Annotated in this window: 15 protein-coding genes and 1 tRNA gene; 11 read left to right on the plus strand and 5 right to left on the minus strand. The window is 66.0% G+C overall.

Annotation, left to right across the window (positions count from 1 at the left end; translation table 11 throughout):
* From SP5_RS19325 to SP5_RS16325, 11 genes are all read left to right on the plus strand, one after another.
* On the plus strand, window positions 1-413 hold a 413-nt coding region (locus SP5_RS19325), incomplete at its 5' end, for a hypothetical protein (RefSeq protein WP_217995709.1).
* Between the two features lie 50 nt (window positions 414-463).
* The gene (locus SP5_RS16285; protein ID WP_042490665.1) at window positions 464-1,042 is read left to right on the plus strand and encodes a hypothetical protein; all 579 of its coding nucleotides are present in this window, start codon (window positions 464-466) and stop codon (window positions 1,040-1,042) included.
* Between the two features lie 91 nt (window positions 1,043-1,133).
* Complete coding sequence (locus SP5_RS18605; protein ID WP_157013780.1) at window positions 1,134-1,406, plus strand: DNA-binding protein; 273 nt, start codon at window positions 1,134-1,136, stop codon at window positions 1,404-1,406.
* Window positions 1,393-2,082 (plus strand): site-specific integrase, encoded by a 690-nt coding sequence (locus SP5_RS16295; protein ID WP_052811604.1) that lies wholly within the window; start codon window positions 1,393-1,395, stop codon window positions 2,080-2,082. Before SP5_RS18605 ends, SP5_RS16295 begins: the two co-directional genes overlap by 14 nt.
* Before the next feature lie 9 nt (window positions 2,083-2,091).
* Complete coding sequence (locus tag SP5_RS16300; RefSeq protein ID WP_042490668.1) at window positions 2,092-2,442, plus strand: tyrosine-type recombinase/integrase; 351 nt, start codon at window positions 2,092-2,094, stop codon at window positions 2,440-2,442.
* Window positions 2,443-2,526: 84 nt separating this feature from the next.
* Window positions 2,527-2,600 (plus strand) — tRNA-Cys (locus SP5_RS16305).
* A 159-nt stretch (window positions 2,601-2,759) separates the two neighbouring features.
* On the plus strand, window positions 2,760-4,646 hold the full coding sequence (locus SP5_RS16310) for a M61 family metallopeptidase (protein ID WP_052811605.1): 1,887 nt from the start codon (window positions 2,760-2,762) through the stop codon (window positions 4,644-4,646).
* Window positions 4,647-4,778: 132 nt separating this feature from the next.
* Window positions 4,779-5,339 (plus strand): PAS domain-containing protein, encoded by a 561-nt coding sequence (locus tag SP5_RS16315; protein WP_245613522.1) that lies wholly within the window; start codon window positions 4,779-4,781, stop codon window positions 5,337-5,339.
* Window positions 5,340-5,389: 50 nt separating this feature from the next.
* Window positions 5,390-6,142: a chemotaxis protein CheB gene (locus SP5_RS19825; protein ID WP_245613523.1), complete on the plus strand. Its 753-nt coding sequence runs from the start codon at window positions 5,390-5,392 to the stop codon at window positions 6,140-6,142.
* Between the two features lie 42 nt (window positions 6,143-6,184).
* Window positions 6,185-8,785 carry a CheR family methyltransferase gene (locus tag SP5_RS16320; protein WP_281177348.1) on the plus strand — a complete coding sequence of 867 codons (2,601 nt, stop codon included), beginning with the start codon at window positions 6,185-6,187 and terminating at the stop codon, window positions 8,783-8,785.
* The gene (locus tag SP5_RS16325) at window positions 8,778-9,164 is read left to right on the plus strand and encodes a response regulator (RefSeq protein ID WP_042490669.1); all 387 of its coding nucleotides are present in this window, start codon (window positions 8,778-8,780) and stop codon (window positions 9,162-9,164) included. The genes SP5_RS16320 and SP5_RS16325 overlap by 8 nt, the downstream gene beginning before the upstream one ends.
* A 42-nt stretch (window positions 9,165-9,206) precedes the next feature.
* On the opposite strand, the gene SP5_RS16330 is transcribed toward SP5_RS16325, so the two are convergent.
* From SP5_RS16330 to SP5_RS16350, 5 genes are read right to left on the minus strand one after another with little or no spacing between them, the layout of a single operon-like run.
* Window positions 9,207-10,487 carry a TolC family outer membrane protein gene (locus tag SP5_RS16330; protein ID WP_042490670.1) on the minus strand — a complete coding sequence of 427 codons (1,281 nt, stop codon included), beginning with the start codon at window positions 10,485-10,487 and terminating at the stop codon, window positions 9,207-9,209.
* Window positions 10,480-12,879, minus strand: coding sequence for an ABC transporter permease (locus SP5_RS16335; RefSeq protein ID WP_042490671.1), 2,400 nt, complete (start codon window positions 12,877-12,879; stop codon window positions 10,480-10,482). Before SP5_RS16335 ends, SP5_RS16330 begins: the two co-directional genes overlap by 8 nt.
* A gap of 25 nt (window positions 12,880-12,904) precedes the next feature.
* Window positions 12,905-13,663, minus strand: a complete 759-nt coding sequence (locus SP5_RS16340) for a GIN domain-containing protein (RefSeq protein WP_042490672.1) — start codon at window positions 13,661-13,663, stop codon at window positions 12,905-12,907.
* A 13-nt stretch (window positions 13,664-13,676) separates the two neighbouring features.
* Window positions 13,677-14,354, minus strand: coding sequence for an ABC transporter ATP-binding protein (locus SP5_RS16345; protein ID WP_042490673.1), 678 nt, complete (start codon window positions 14,352-14,354; stop codon window positions 13,677-13,679).
* Between the two features lie 12 nt (window positions 14,355-14,366).
* A complete protein-coding gene (locus SP5_RS16350) occupies window positions 14,367-15,599 on the minus strand; it encodes an efflux RND transporter periplasmic adaptor subunit (RefSeq protein ID WP_042490674.1) in 1,233 nt (410 codons plus the stop codon).
* Window positions 15,600-15,796: the final 197 nt, after the last annotated feature.

Raw genomic sequence — 15,796 nt, forward strand, 5'->3', positions numbered from 1 at the left:
CCGGACCGAAGCCGTCAATGCAAATCGTCATCCATCCCAAGGGTCGGGAGCCATATGGCGAGACCGTGCGCATGGGACATACCTATCATTCATTTCCGGCCTTCGACCCGCATCGCGGGAAGCAGAAGGAGGTAGATGATTGGTACGAACGGCGTTGCCGGATTGAGAAGGAGCCTTGGTACCAAATACCGTCCGATCGACTTGGCCAGCTCTATAGCAATCTCGATCAAGCTCGGTCGGCGCTCATGGATTATCCGGCACCACACGAAGCGGCCGTCCTCTACAAGCTGCGGCTCGCACTCCAAAACGAGGAAGTGTGGGAGGATGACCGGCGCGCGTTGCTCGCCGATGCGCAGCGGCTGGCAGGCGCAAATCGTCTGCTTGCAAGGCATCACCAAGCCGGATCCTATTGAACCCTAAACAGGTTAATACTATTTAGCTGTCAACAGGAAGGGTTTGCGCGATGAACGACGGTATGATGATCCCCCAGTATGACCAGCCGATCTGCACTGCGGGGCAGGTATCGACGATCCTCGCCCGCCCCCGTCCCACGATCGCTGGATGGATCAGCCGTTATAGCTGGCTAGGCATCGTGGCGGTCCAGCCGGGAAAGACCCGGCTGTTCACGCCGTCGGAGATCGGTACGCTGGTCGCACTACGGCTCGCCATCAGCGCCGGAAATATGGCGGACATCCTTGGCGACAGCGTCGACCTGATCACACCGGAAATCGATGCGGAGTACGACCGTCTGACGGGCATGATGCAACTCGACGAATGGGGAGCAAGTGGCACTCTCAAGCCTCGCCTGCCAAAGTTCGACGAAGCCAATCTGATTCTCGTCAGCCACGGCGGGGGCAGTAAACAGGGCGGGCTCATGCCGAACGCCTTCATGCCCACGAGATCCCCGAAGAGCGAAGGCGCATATATTGCGGATATGTCCGGTTTCGAATTACCGGAGATCGTCTTGCCGCTCGGGCAGGGTCTTCGCAATGCGTGGACCCGCATGCTCTGGCTGCTCAACGGTTTCGCGGTAGTAGACTGATGGGCAGCCGCCACGACCTTTTCGCAATAGCCGTCCCGGCTCCTTCCACCTTGGAGGGCTGTGAGCCTAGCTGCCCCGTGCGGGGTGAGGGGTGATCATGGATAACCGCAAAAACCTGCCCGACTGGCCACGGCTGATGCCGATCGCCATGGCGGCCGCATATTACAGCATGAGCAAAAACACGTTCCGCCTGCTCGGGATCGTGCCGATCGAACGGGGCCGCAAGGTTCTGTACGACCGGCGGTCGCTGGACATCTTCGCTGATCGCATGGGCGGTCAGATAATCGATGGCGCCGACGCAGACCGTGCCGCCATCGACCAGGAGCGCGCGTTCCTCGCGCGGCGTAGGAATGGTCGCGGCTAAAAAGCCGGCGGCTGGCCGGGATAAGAAGCTGAAGTACCTGGATGGCCCCAAAAAGGGCAAATACTGGTATTTCCGGCATCCCGCCGTGGGGCGGGTTGCCCTGCCCGGCGCGCCCGGCGAGGGGCCGTTCCTGCGCAAATATGCTGAACTGATCGAACTGATCGGCAAGCCCGCAGGCGCCGTCGATCGGGGCAGCTTCGCCTGGCTGATCCGCAAGTATGAGCGAAGTGTCGAATTCAAGAGCCTCGCGGATGCTACGCAGAAGGACTATTCGAACACCCTTCGCCTCATCGACGAAGAGCTGGGCGACCAACAATATCGCTTCACCACGCTGGCCATGATCAAGGCCGTTCGCGATGATCACGCCGCGAACACCCGCAAGGCCCACAAGATCAAGCAAATGGTCAGCCGCCTCTACAGCTGGGCTGATGAAAGCAGCTTGGTGCCGGAAGGCCTAAACCCCGCCAAGGGCATCAAGGAATTGAAGCCCAAGGGTGGCAAGAAGCAATACGTCGTCTGGTCGGATGCGGAGGTGGAGCTGTTTCTATCGCTTTGCCCGCCCCACTTGGTCACTCCTGTGATGATTGCGCTTTATACCGGTCAGCGCCGCGAAGACATCGTGCGAATGACCTGGCAGCAGTTTCAGGGCGGTGTCGTGCGCGTCAGGCAAAGCTAGACTGGCGCGATGCTCGACATCGCCTGCCATACGGCATTGCGCAATCATCTCGAGCAGCTGCGGCGGAGTGCACGAGGCGTCGTCGTGTGCACGACGGTGACCGGCAAGGCATTCACCGCCAACAGCCTCTCCCAGGCGATCAGGCAGGCGCTCTACGGCATGAAGGAGATGCCCAACGATCGATCTATCCATGGCCTCCGCTATGCAGCTGGATCGCGCATGGAGGAGGCAGGCTGCACGGTTGCCGAGATCGAATCGGTGCTGGGACATTCGACATTCAAGATGGCTATGAAATACGCCTCGCAGCGCATTGCCGCGCGTTCGGCCGTCGAAAAAATGGAGGGCGTGCGCGGTGCTTAAAATGGCGAAAGTGCGAACCATCCACAGAAAAGTGCGAACTCGGGTGTTGACGGGAGGCGAAAACCCCAGCATTTGCGCGGCGACGGCGCGATGGCGGAGTGGTGACGCAGAGGACTGCAAATCCTTGCACCCGGGTTCGATTCCCGGTCGCGCCTCCAGATTTTCCTGACATTTCGGATCACTGGACCAGCCCTGCGGGGCGGGCCGCGCAGTGATTCGGCCGGCTCCCGGCGGATCAGCCCTTTCCCGGAAAAGCGGTGGACCATGGCCAGTCTCCATGCCTAAGTCGCGGACTTACGGACACGAAGGGGAATGGAATGCGGTTTCTGGCGATGACGGCGGCGGTGGCGCTGGCCTCCACGGCGATGCAGCCGGTCGCGGCGCAGACCGCTCCCGCACCTCAAGCCACGCAGGCGCCGGTCGAATATGACATCGCCTTCCCCCGCGCCCAGCATCACGAGGCGCAGGTCAGCGTCACCTATCGCGGGCTGGACCGCACGCCCGTCCGCTTCCAGATGGCCCGCTCCTCGCCCGGCCGCTATGCGCTGCACGAGTTCGCCAAGAACGTCTATTCGGTGTCTGCCGTCGACGGCGCGGGCAAGCCGCTGACCGTCGAGCGGACCGATCCTTACGGCTGGACCGTGGTCGGCCATGACGGCACGGTGACGGTGCGCTACACGCTGTTCGGCGACCGGGGCGACGGCACCTATGCGCAGATCGATCCGACCCATGCCCGGCTGAATATCCCCGCGACCTTCCTGTGGGCGGTGGGGCAGGACGCACGACCGATCCGCGTCCGCTTTCATCCGCAAGCCGGGTGGAAGATCGCCACGCAGCTCGCGCCGACCAGCGACCCGACCGTCTTCACCGCCCGCGACCTGCAATATTTCATGGATAGCCCGGTCGAGCTGTCCGCCTGGGACGAGCGTCACTGGACGGTTGCGAACGGGGCGAAGACCTACACCATCCGCCTGACCGTCCACCATGACGGCAGCCCCGCCGATCTCGACCGTTTCGCCGCGATGGCGCAGAAGGTCGTGGCGCAGCAGATCGCCATCTTCGGCGAGACGCCCGCCTATGACTATGGCACCTACACCTTCCTCGCCGATTACATGCCGCAGATCAGCGGCGACGGCATGGAGCATCGCAATTCGACCGTCATCAGCCAGGCGCGCTCGCTGGCGGCGGGCAAATTCTCGCAGATCCAGACGCTGAGCCACGAATTCTTCCACAGCTGGAATGTCGAGCGCATCCGCCCGGGCGAGCTGGAGCCGTTCGACTTCACCCGCGCCAACGCCACGCCGTCGCTCTGGCTGGCCGAGGGCTTCACCCAATATTATGGCCCGCTGGCTGTGGTCCGTGCGGGCGAGATGCCGGTTCAGGACTATATCGCCCAGCTGTCGGGCACATTGAACGCGCTCATCAATTCCCCGGCGCGCCGCTATGGCGGGCCGCAGGAAATGAGCCTGCGCGCGCCCTTCGTCGATGCGGCGCAGTCGATCGACCCGACCAACCCGAACATCTTCTTCTCCTATTATCCGTATGGCGCAGTCATCGCGCTGGCGCTCGACATGGAGCTGCGGCAACGTTTCCCGCAGCTGTCGCTCGACGATTATATGCGCCAGCTGTGGCGTAGCTTCGGCAAGCCCGAGCGCAGCTATCGCCCCGACGATCTGCGCGTCGCGCTGGGACAGGTGACGGGCGATCAGGCCTTTGCCGACCGCTTCTTCGCGCAAAGCATCACCGCCAGCGGCCTGCCCGACTTCGCGCCGTTGCTGGCTCAGGCTGGACTGACCCTGCGCCAGAAGAACCCGAAGGCAGCCTGGGCGGGCGGCATGCCGGGTCCGCTCGACGGCGGCATGGTGCTGACCGCACCGACCATGCCGGGCACGCCGCTTTACGATGCCGGGCTCGACAAGGGCGACCGGATCGTCAGCATCGATGGCCGTCCGCTCGCCGACCAGCAGGCGTGGACCGCGATCCTGTCGCGCCATGCGCCCGGCGACCGCCTTCCCATCGTCTATCGCCAGCGCGGGGGCGAGCGCAGTACCATCCTGACGCTGGCGGAGGATCCGACGATCGAGGTGATGCCGAACGAAAAGATCGGCCAGCCGCTGACACCCGAACAGACCCGTTTCCGCCAGTCCTGGCTGGGGCCGCGCCCCGTCCCGACCACGGCTTCGCCCGTTCCGCCGTCGCAATGATTTCGTAAGACGGCGGGAACGTCATGGTGCCCCGAAGGGTTCACCCATGTGAAGTTTTCGGGGGGCGCCGGGGGTCACGGCACTTGCGGAGGGAAGGACGCCATGCGAATGCGCGTCATGGAGCCAGGTTACGTGCACGATATTGAAATTCCCAGTCATCTGGCCGCTTATCTGGACCAGTCCCCCATCGCCCTGGCGCTGGCCGACGCGCGCGATGACAATCCCTTGATCTTCATCAATCACGGTTTTCGCGAATTGACGGGCTATACCAGCGAGGATGTGGTCGGGCGCAATTGCCGGATGCTCCAGCGCGATGCCGACAACAGCGAAGCGCGCGAGCGTATCCGCGAATTCCTTGCCAATGATCGCCAGGTCAACGTCCGCACCATGCTGATCAATTTCCGCAAGGACGGCTCGCCCTTCGTCAATCTGCTCTACATGTCGAAGCTGCGTCAGTTGGGCGGCGAGATGCCTTATATTTTCGCGTCGCAATTCGATGTCAGCCGCTCACAGCCCGAGCGGCTGGCCGCCTATGATGCGGAACTGGGCCGCACGCTGGGCAAGCTGACCCCGATCCTGGCGGAAAGCGGCATCGTGCTGGAGGGGTCGCTGACCGCCATCGCCAACACCGCCGCGACCATCGCGCAAGCCAAGCTCACCTTGTCGGACCTCGACCGGGCCGCCTTTCCGTGAGCGCGGACGCAGAGTCTCCGCAGACCGCCACCCATCAGGATAATGGTATCGTGCCCGTGCCCGTGGTCGGCATCGGTGCATCGGCGGGCGGGCTGGAGGCGCTTCGCGAGATGCTGACTCCGGCGCGCGCGCCGATGGGCATGGCGTTCGTCGTCGTCCAGCATCTCGACCCCAATCACGAGTCCATGCTGGCCCAACTGCTCGACCGGCATACCAATCTGGAAGTGCGCCAGTGCGAGGGGCTGGAGCGGATCGAGGCCGACCGCGTCTATATCATCCCGCCCGGCCGGGGCCTCGCCATTCGCGGCGGCGTGCTGGAGCTGACGGACTTCGTCCAGCCGCGCGGGCTGCGCCGCCCGATCGACGATTTCTTCCTGTCGCTGGCCAGCGACCAGCAGGCCAATGCCGCCTGCGTCATCCTGTCGGGGACCGGCGCGGACGGCACGACGGGCCTGCGCGCGATCAAGGAAAATGGCGGCGTCAGCGTCGTCCAGAAGCCCGAAACCGCGCGCTATGACGGGATGCCCCTGTCGGCGGTCGGCACCGGGCTGGTCGATTTCGTCAAGCCTCCCGGCGAAATCCTCGATTGCCTCCATGCCTTTTTCGCGCGCCGTTCGGGCGATCCGAAGGAGCAGGAGGCCGAGGTCGTCGCCGACCATATCGACGATCTGTGCCGGGTGCTGCGCAACGCGGTAGGCCACGACTTTTCGGGCTATAAGCGGACGACGCTGGTTCGCCGGGTCGAGCGGCGGATGCATGTGCTCGGCATCGGCACCGGCTCGGCCTATCTGGCGCGGGTGTAGAGCGATGCGGACGAGTGCGAGGCCCTGTTCCGCGACCTGCTGATCAACGTCACCCGCTTCTTCCGCGATGCCGAACTGTTCGAGACGCTGCGCACCAGGGCGGTCGAACCCCTGACGCGGGAGCGCGACCCCGACGAGGATATCCGCATCTGGATTCCGGGCTGCTCCAGCGGCGAGGAAGCGTATAGCATCGCCATGTTGTTCGCCGAGGCCGCGCGTGAAAGCGGGCAGCCGCTGGCGGTGCAGATCTTCGCGACCGACATCGACGAACAGATGCTCCAGATCGCGCGCGAGGGCAGCTATCCCGCCTCCGCCATGGCCGATATTCCGGCCCATCTCCGCGAACGCTATACCATGCCGCATGCCGAGCGGTTCAGCATCGCCGCGCCGATCCGCGACATGATCCGCTTTTCCAACCACAGCCTGGTCAAGGACCCGCCCTTTTCGCGGATCGACCTGGTATCGTGCCGCAACCTGCTGATCTATTTCGATGACCGGTTGCAGCAATCGGTGCTGCCGCTGCTTCATTATGCGCTGCGGCCGGGCGGCTATCTGTTCCTGGGACCGTCGGAGAGCGTCGGCCGGTTCGACCATCTCTTCCCCGCGATCGACGGCCATGCCCGGCTGTTCGAACGGTCGCCGGGTTCCCCCTCCTACCCCATCGACCTGCCCGGCGGCATGAGCCGCAGCCCGCGTCGGCGCGGCGAGCGGGGCGAGCGTGACGGAGGGTCGTCCAGCGGCGACGAGAGCACGGCGATGCGCCGCATCGTCGACCGCTATTCCCCGCCCAGCATGGTGGTGGACCAGGACGGCGGCATCCTGGCCGCGTTCGGGCGGTTGAGCCGATACTTCAACTTCCCCGTGACCCGCGCGGGCGGATCGGGTGCGATCACGCTGGCCCGTCCCGGCCTGCGCGAGGTGATCGGCCCGATGCTCCGCCAGGCGCGTGACGCGCGCAAGCGGATCGCGGCGCGCGACGTGGCGGTGACGACAGAATTTGGCGTCCAGAAAGTCGAGGTGATCTGCGACCCCCTGACCGACGGATCGCTGCTGTTCCTGTTCCGTGACTCCGCGCCGTTCAGTCCGGTCGAGGCGAGCGACCTCGCCGATCTGGAACCGGGTGACGACCATATCGAGGCGCTGGAGGACGAGCTGCGCCTGACCCGCCACCGGCTGCGGTCCACGGTCGAGGAGCTGGAGACGGCGAATGAGGAGCTGAAAAGCTCCAACGAAGAAATGATGTCGATGAACGAGGAGCTTCAATCGACGAACGAGGAACTGTCGACCGTCAATGACGAGCTGAAGACAAAGGTCGACCAGCTGACCGTCGCCAATTCCGACCTGCGCAACTTCTTCGAATCGACCGATCTCGCGGTGGTCGTGCTCGACCGAAACCTGCGCATCCGCAGCTATACCGAGGCGGCGCGGGCCATCTTCCCGCTGCAGCCCAGCGACCGGGGGCGGCTGCTGGCCGATGTGTCCACCCGGCTGGCGACGACCGACTATCTCGACGGCGCGGCGCAGGTCGCGGGCGGCGGCGCGGCGATGCAGCAGCGGGTGACGACGCGCGACGGCGGGCGCACCCTGTCGCTGCGCATCCTGCCCTATCGCACCCAGGGCGACGGGATCGATGGCGCGACGCTGGTGCTGACCGATATCACCGACGCGCTGAGCCTGGAGCGCGAACTCGCCGCCGAGCGCGAGCGGCTGGACCTGGCGATCAAGGCGGGCGGCATCGGCGTGTGGGAATATCGCGGCGGCACCGGCGAGATCTTCCTGGACGAGACGGGCCGCCACCTGTTCGGCTTTTCGTCCCAGGATACGGCGGACCAGGTGCATCAGGTGTTCGACCGGATCATCCCCGAGGACCGGCCCGGCGTCGAGCTGGCGCTGGCCGAGGCGATGGCCGGGCGCGGCGATTTCGAGATGACGTTCCGGCTGGACCTGAATGGCAAGGAACGCTGGATCAAGGGTTTCGGCCGGGTCGTGACCTCTTCGGCGCCGCACCGGATGGTCGGCGTGTCGATCGACGTGACCGCCGAATATGCCATTGCCGAGACGCGCGAGCTGATGCTGCGCGAGATGAACCACCGGGTGAAGAACCTGTTCGCGATCATCTCGGGCATCGTCTCGGCGGCATCACGTTCGCATGACGACGTGACCGAAATGGCCGACGATGTGCGCGAGCGGATCGCGACCCTGGGCCGCGCCCATTCGCTCGCCTCCCCGGCAGGCGAGCAGCAGGCGATCGAGCTGGCCGCGCTGGTCGAGGCGACGATCGCCCCCTATCGCGGACAGTCGACGATCACCATCGATGGCCCACCGCTGCTGGTCGATCGCCGCTGCTTGTCGCCGCTGGCGCTGATCCTGCACGAATGGGCCACCAACTCGGTCAAATACGGCGCGCTGGCGCAGCCTTCGGGCGAGTTGTCGGTCGGCTGGACGCTGGCGGACGGCAAGTTGCGGCTCGACTGGTCCGAAACCGGCGGTCAGGTGCCCGACGATACCGGTGCCAAGGGCTTCGGCACGCTGCTCGTCCAGACTTCTTCACGCCAATTGGGGGCGGAGTTGGAGCGCAAAAGCCTCGACGGGCGTTTCCTCCTCAGCCTTACCTTGCCGGAGACGGTACTCTCGCATGACTAAAACCATTTTGCTGGTCGAGGACGAATTCTTCGTCGCGCTGGATCTTCAGTCCATTATCGAGGATGGCGGCTATCGCGTGGACGGCCCCTATGTCAGCGTCGAGGATGTGCTGGCGCATCTGGACGGCGACAAGCCCGAGCTGGCCTGCGCGATCCTGGACGTGCGCCTGCGCGACGGCGAAGTCTTCCCGGCGGCCGAGCGGCTGCACGAAGCGGGGGTGCCATTGATCTTCCATTCGGGCCATGCCGACGAACACGCGCTGCAATCGCGCTATCCGGGCGCGGCGGTGTGCGGCAAGCCGTGCTCGCCGTCCCTGCTCCGGCGGACGCTGTCGATGGCGGTATCGGGTCCGGCCGAAGGGGATCGGGCGGCGGGATAAGTCGGGGGGCGATCGCTCAGTCCGGTTTCTGCGAGACACCCATCAACCAAAAGCCCCCCGCCCCATCCGCCCGGTCGCGCGCAGCAAGGCCGCCTCCGCGATCAGCACATCAACCTGCGCCCGCGCCACCGCCAGCTGCGCCGCGCGATAGCTCTGATCGGCCACCAATATGTCGATCGTCGAGCGCAGGCCGAAGCCATATTCGGCCCGCACGCCCTTCAACGCCAAATCGGCCGCCTTCAGCCCCTGCGCACTCGCCGTCAGCCGTCCTTGCGCGGCGGTGAGCGAGGCCCAGGCGGTGTCGGCTGCCCGCAACACGCCGCGCGCCACGGCATCCGCATCAAAGCGTTCCGCCCGCCGCACCGCCTCCGCCTGCCGCACGCGCGAGGCAACCAAGCCGCCGGTCAGCAATGGAATACGCAAGGCCAGCCCCGCATTGGCGGCGCTGTCGAAGCCGTTCGCCTGCCCTCCCGCCCATTGCACGCCGCGCCCATAGCCACCGGCCAGATCGACCGCCGGGGCACCATCGGCGCGCGCCTGGTCGATCCGTGCGGTGGCGGCTTCCACCCGGCGTTGCTGGGCCAGGAGCAGCGGGTTGCCGGCCTCCGCCGCCGCCCGTGCGTCGGCCAGGGTGCGCGGAAGGGCGGCGGGCGTCGCGATCGTCGCGTCCAGCACGCCCGCGTCGCGCCCCACGATCGCCCGGTACGCTGCCGCCGCGGTGGCCGCCGCCGCCTCGGCATCGACCAGGTTGGCGACGACGCTGGCCCGCTGCGCCTCCAGCTGTGCGACGTCGGTGCGCGTGGCCTGCCCCAGGCCGTATCGGGACCTGGCCTCCGCCACCTGGCTGTCGAGCCGCGCGATCCCGACCCGCGCGACCTCGACCGCCTGCTGGGTATAGAGCAGGTCGGCATAGGCGCCGACGACCCGCTCCAGCACATCGGCCTCGACATCACGCAAGCCTTCGCCGCCAGCCGCGACATCCCCCTTCGCCGCCCGCACCGCCGAGGACACCCGACCGCCGGTCCAGATCGGCAGGGTCGCATTGACACCGCCCAGCGCCGAGGTCGAGCCGGTGCGCACGCCCGTGCCATCGGAACCCAGACGATCATACCCCGCATTGCCGGTCGCCCCCGCCGTCAGCCGCCCGGCGGCGCGTGCCTGGTTCGGCATCTCGGCCAGCGCTTCCTGCCGGGCACGCGCGGCGGCGAGTTCGGGATTGCCCTCCCACGCCGCCGCCATCGCCTCCCGCAGCGTTTCCGCCGAGGCGGGGGCGGCCGCGATCAGGGCCACCCCCATCAGCAGCCACGCCCGCCGCCTAGTCATGACGCAATGCCCAGGCAGGGGCCGCACGGCTGGCCTTGAGCGACTGGCCCAGCACGGTGAGCACCGCGATGGCCAGCGCCAGCGCCGTGGCGGCCGCGAAGTAGAGCGGCGACAGCGCCACCCGGTCGTCGAACCCCGCCAGCCACGTCCGCATCGCGACATAGGCGAGCGGCCAGGCGATCAGATTGGCGATCAGCACCGGCCGCAGGAACTGCCCGACCAGCAAGCGGACGATATCGGTGGCCGAGGCACCCAGCGTCTTGCGGATACCGATCTCCTTCACCCGCCGCTGCGTATTGAAGGAGGCCAGGCCCCAGAGCCCGACGCAGCCGATGAGGACCGCGAGACCCGCACCGATCCCGAACAGGCGCGTGGTCCGATCGTCGGCCTTGTAATATTCCTCCATATTCTGGCTGGCGGTCTTCGCTTCGAACGGAACCTGCGGCGCGATCTGGCTCCAGATGCCGCGGAGCGCTGTGATCGTCTCTCGAGGATCACCCTCGACGCGCAGAGTCGTGCGCGGGATCGTCGAGAAGCGCGAATGATAATAATACATGGTCGAATTGACGGGATCGCGCGGCGAGAAGAAGCGGGCATTTTCCACCACGCCGATGATCGTCCGGGGATTGTTCCGCCCGACCGTCTTGCCGATCGCCGCCTCCGGGCTGTCGAAGCCCAGTGCCTCGGCCCCCTTGCGGTTGATGACGACATTAGGGACTGTCCGCGTAGCATCGTCCGCGTTGCGCGCATCATCCGCGCGATGTGCATCGTCAGGCAAGCGGCCAGCGAGCAGTTTGATACCGAAAGTCGGAAAGAAATTTGGCGACGTGATGATCGCTTGAAGGCTGGCACCGGGTTCAGGCTTCCCCGGTACCGCGTAATTGTCGCTGTTAAAACTACTAGCCCCCGGCGAAGAGTCGGACGTCGTCACCGATCGCACCCCGGGCAGCAACGCGGCTCGCGTAAGAAATGCGGTCAGTTGCGGCTCTGTGACAGCGCTGTCGCTGGTCGAACTGACGGTCACCAGACCATCCCGCCGAAACCCGACATCCGTGTTCCGGACATGCCGTGTCTGTGCGATCAGCACCACGGTTCCGATCATGAAGGCGATGGCGAGGGCGAACTGGAACACCACCAGTATCTCGCGGACCCGCGCCCCCGCCCGGCCGCCGCCCGGCGAGCGGGACGAGGCCAGCACCGCCGCCGCCGGAAAGCGCGACAGCATCAGCGCCGGGTACAGTCCCGCCAGACCTCCGACGAACAGCGCCAACACCGCCAGTCCGGGTAGCACCACCGCATAGTCGAGCGACAGCTTCAGTCCCCCGGCGGCATTGATCATCGGCAGGCCCAGTTCGGCGAGAATCAGGCCGCCCAGTGCAGCGAAGGCCGCGATCAATATGGCTTCACCCAGAAACTGGCGGATCAGAGCCGTGCGATTCGCACCCAGAACCTTCCGCATGGCGACTTCCCGCGCCCGCAAACCGCCACGCGCCGTTGCCAGGTTCACGTAATTGACGATGGCGATCAGCAGGGTCAGCAGGCCGACGATACCCAAGGTCACGACGGTCATCTTGCGCCCGGGGGACGTCTGCAGATGGATATCCGACAGCGGATTGATCCTGAGGCTGAGTAGTTTGGCGGACGGTCCCTGTTCCTTGGCCCGGCGATCGACAAAGGCTCGCATCTGCGCTTGCAGACGTGTGACGGCCTGCGGCGTGTCGAACCGGAGAATGGTCCAGACCCTCTCGCTGCCCCAGTGGTTCCACATGGGGTCGGGATGCGGCGTGGGCGTCTTGACCAGCATCGAATAGGGCAATTCGGTATCCGGCGGCAGATCACGGAAGACACCGGCAATGCGATAGCGCGCCGTCTTTCCGAGGATGGTCAGCGTCATCGCCTGTCCGACCGGATTTCCGTTGGGGAAATACCGCTTCGCGATGGTTTCACTGATCAGGACATTGTCCGGCACTTGCAGAGCGCGCACGGCATCGCCGGCCACGATCGGCAAGCGTACGATATCGAGGAAATTCGCATCGGCATAACCCAGCGGTTCGGTGGTCGCCGTGTTACCCCGCACCACGTTCACATCCATGACCTGAATGCGCGTGCCCACCGTATCGGGAAAATCCTCGCGAAGCTGGTCGATCAGCCCGCCCATCGTGCCGGTGGAATAGCCATCGACCGGACTGCCCGGCATGTTCCAATATTCCTCGACCAGATACAGCTTGTCATGATCCGGCAGCCATTTCTCATACCCCGTCTCGAACCGGACATAGAGGCTGAGCACCAGAAAGACGGCGATCCCCACCGCCAGGCCGCCGATGTTGAGCGCGGCGTAGAGCTTGTGGCGCACAAGCGAGCGATAGAGCGACAGAAGCGCGAAGCTGTTCATGATGTGATGCCCCCGGACAAGACGGTCATCGACCGCAGGCGATGCGGGCGAGCCCGCTCCTGGCGACGGTGCAGCGGGGATTTCCCTCGACGCTGACATCGGCCATGCCGCTGGCGCTCACATTCGCCTGTTCGGAGGCACCGACGCGCACATGGGCCGTGCCGCTCGCGCCGATCGTGACCTGCCGTGCGGACAGGGCGCGCGTATTCACCTCGCTCGTCCCGCTGCTGTCGATGGTCAGTTGCCCCGTATCGCCGTCCGCGCGAAGGACGCTCGCCCCCGACATGTCCAGCTTCACGCGTTCGGCACGCAGGCTCCGCACCGTCACGCCGCTCGCCCCTGACAGGCCGAAACTGGTCGTGCCGCTACGCAGCGTCGACAGGCGAAGCACGCTCGCGCCGCTGGTATCCACCGCGAACGCCGGTACCTCGAGGGCGGGCAGGTTCATCTCGGCCGCACCGCTGAGCCTGACCGCCCTGATCGCGGGCAGCGTGACGGCAATCGCGACGCGGCGGTCATGGCCGTTGCAGCTATTGTCCTTGCGGCGGATGCGCAGCGCGCCGCCAATGGTGTCGATACGCAGCAGGTCGATATTGGCCGCCCGCCCCCGCGCCGACACGGCATAGCCGGAACCCAGCGAGACGGTCACGATATCGCACCCGCCAACGTCGATCCGGTCGAAGCCGCGCAGGTCGTAGCCGCGCGTCGTCTGCGCGCTTTCCTGTGCGGGTGCCGCAACGGCGGCGAGCGACAGCAGGGCGATGGCGGAAATCATCTTCTTCATCGGAATGTCCTTTTCAGATCGCGCGCATGGCGCTGGCGACGATGCGGCCGTCGAGCATGTCGATGCGGCGCTTGGCGAGGTCGGCATGGCTGGGCGAGTGCGTCACCATCACAATGGTCGCGCCAGCATCGTTCAGCCCGGTCAGGATGTTCATAACCTGCTCGCCATTGGCGGTGTCGAGGTTGCCGGTCGGCTCGTCGGCGAGGATCAGCTTTGGATCGCCCACGATCGCGCGGGCGATAGCGGCACGCTGCTGCTGGCCGCCCGACAGCTGGTGCGGGAAGTGGCGCGCCCGGTGGGCGATGCCGACCTTGTCCATCGCGGCGGCCACCCGACCGCGCCGATCCCCCACGTCGCTGCGATAGGCGAGGCCGAGTGCGACATTCTCCTCGATGGTCAGTTCGTCGATCAGGTTGAAGCTCTGGAACACGAAGCCCAGGGTCTCGGCGCGGAATTTGGCCAGCTGCTTCTCGTCCATCGCCGCCAGATCGCGGTCACCGAACATGTATCGCCCGCCGGTCGGCCGATCGACCGTGCCCAGCGTGTTGAGCAGCGTCGACTTGCCGCAGCCTGACGGCCCCATGATGGCCAGGAATTCGCCCGCCGCGACATGCAGGTCGATGTCGTGAAGCGCGGTGGTCTCCACCTCGTCGGAGACGTAGCGGCGCTGAATGGCTTCCAGTCGGATCATTGATCTTCCCCCTTATCGGATGTTCAGGATGTCGCCCTTTACGGACGCGGTGTTGCTGATGACGATGCGCTCGCCGGGATTGAGGCCGGAGAGGATTTCCACCTGTTCGGGATTGCGGCGGCCGATGCGGACGGCACGGCGGCGGGCATGGGCGCCATCGGGGTCGAGGACGAAGGCCGAACTGCCCCCCGTCTCCAGCCAGCCGCCGACCGGCGCCACCACCGCACGGCTGGCCGCACCCAGCGTGATGCGGATATCGATCGTCTGCCCGCGATTGAGCCCGGCGGGTGCCTTGTCGAAGGTCAGTTCCACCTGGAACCGCCCGTCCTTCACGGCGGGCAACACCTTGGAGACGGTCAGCCTCGCCCCCTCCGAGGTCGTCGCCGACTGGCCCAGCGCGACGCGGCCGAGATAATATTCGTCGACCTGCGCGACGAGCTTCCACGAGCCCTCGCTATCGACCTGTCCCGCCGGGTCGCCGGGCTTCAGCGTCTGGCCGGGCTGGATGGTGAAGTTGGTCAGCCGCCCGCCCGCGGGCGCACGGATGGTCAACGCCTCCAGTCCCGCGCGCACCGCCGCCAGATTGCCGGACAGCCGCGTCTGGGTGTCGTTCAGCCGGGCGGACTGGGTGGCGGTGATCCGCGCCTCGGTCGCGCGGCCCGATTTCAACTGGGCAAGCCGCTTTTCCTGATAGGCGGCCTCCTCCTCGAAGCTCTTCACCCCCGCGTCCGACAGGAAACCCTGATCGTGAAGCTGGCGGCGGATGCCCAGGTCGCGGCGCGCCTTGATGAGGTCATATTCGGCCTGCGCCACCTGTGCCGCCCGGTCGAGCGTATTGCGCTCGATCCCCAGCCCCTCGCTCGCCACGCCGCCCAGCTGGCTGGCGATCTGCGCCTCGCGGGTCAGCACGTCGAGTTTGAGCTGCGGATTGGCCAGCGTGGCCAGCGGCTGCCCCTCGCCGACCATCTCGCCGTCCTGCGCCATCAGCTTTTCCACCTGCCCGCCCGACAGGACACCGACCAGCGTCGTGATGCGCGGCGTGACGGTGGCGCGGACGGGCAGATAATCGTCGAACGCGGCGCGCGTCACCTCGCCCGTCTCGACATTGGCGGCGGCAATGTCGGTCGACCCGGCGGCGGGCAGCAACCGCCAGACCAGCACCGCGCCGATCGCCAGCAACACGGCGATCACCACCGGGCGGCGGCGCCACCAGGGCGCGGGCTTGCGCGCGATGACGCGGTCCATTCCCGCCCCCGGTGAAGTGCTTGCGTGTACGGGCTGTTCGGTCATCATGGATGGAGTGTCACCCAGGACGGGCGAAAAACCTAAACCCCTATGAATACGCCATTTTCACATGACCCTGCCGAATCCGACCGTTCGGCACCGGACGCACCGTCCGAAAATGGACGGTCCGACCCGGCGTCAAGCGCGCCGTCCACCGC

Origin of the sequence: Sphingomonas parapaucimobilis NBRC 15100 (assembly GCF_000787715.1) — a bacterium.
Classification (GTDB): Bacteria; Pseudomonadota; Alphaproteobacteria; order Sphingomonadales; family Sphingomonadaceae; genus Sphingomonas; species Sphingomonas parapaucimobilis.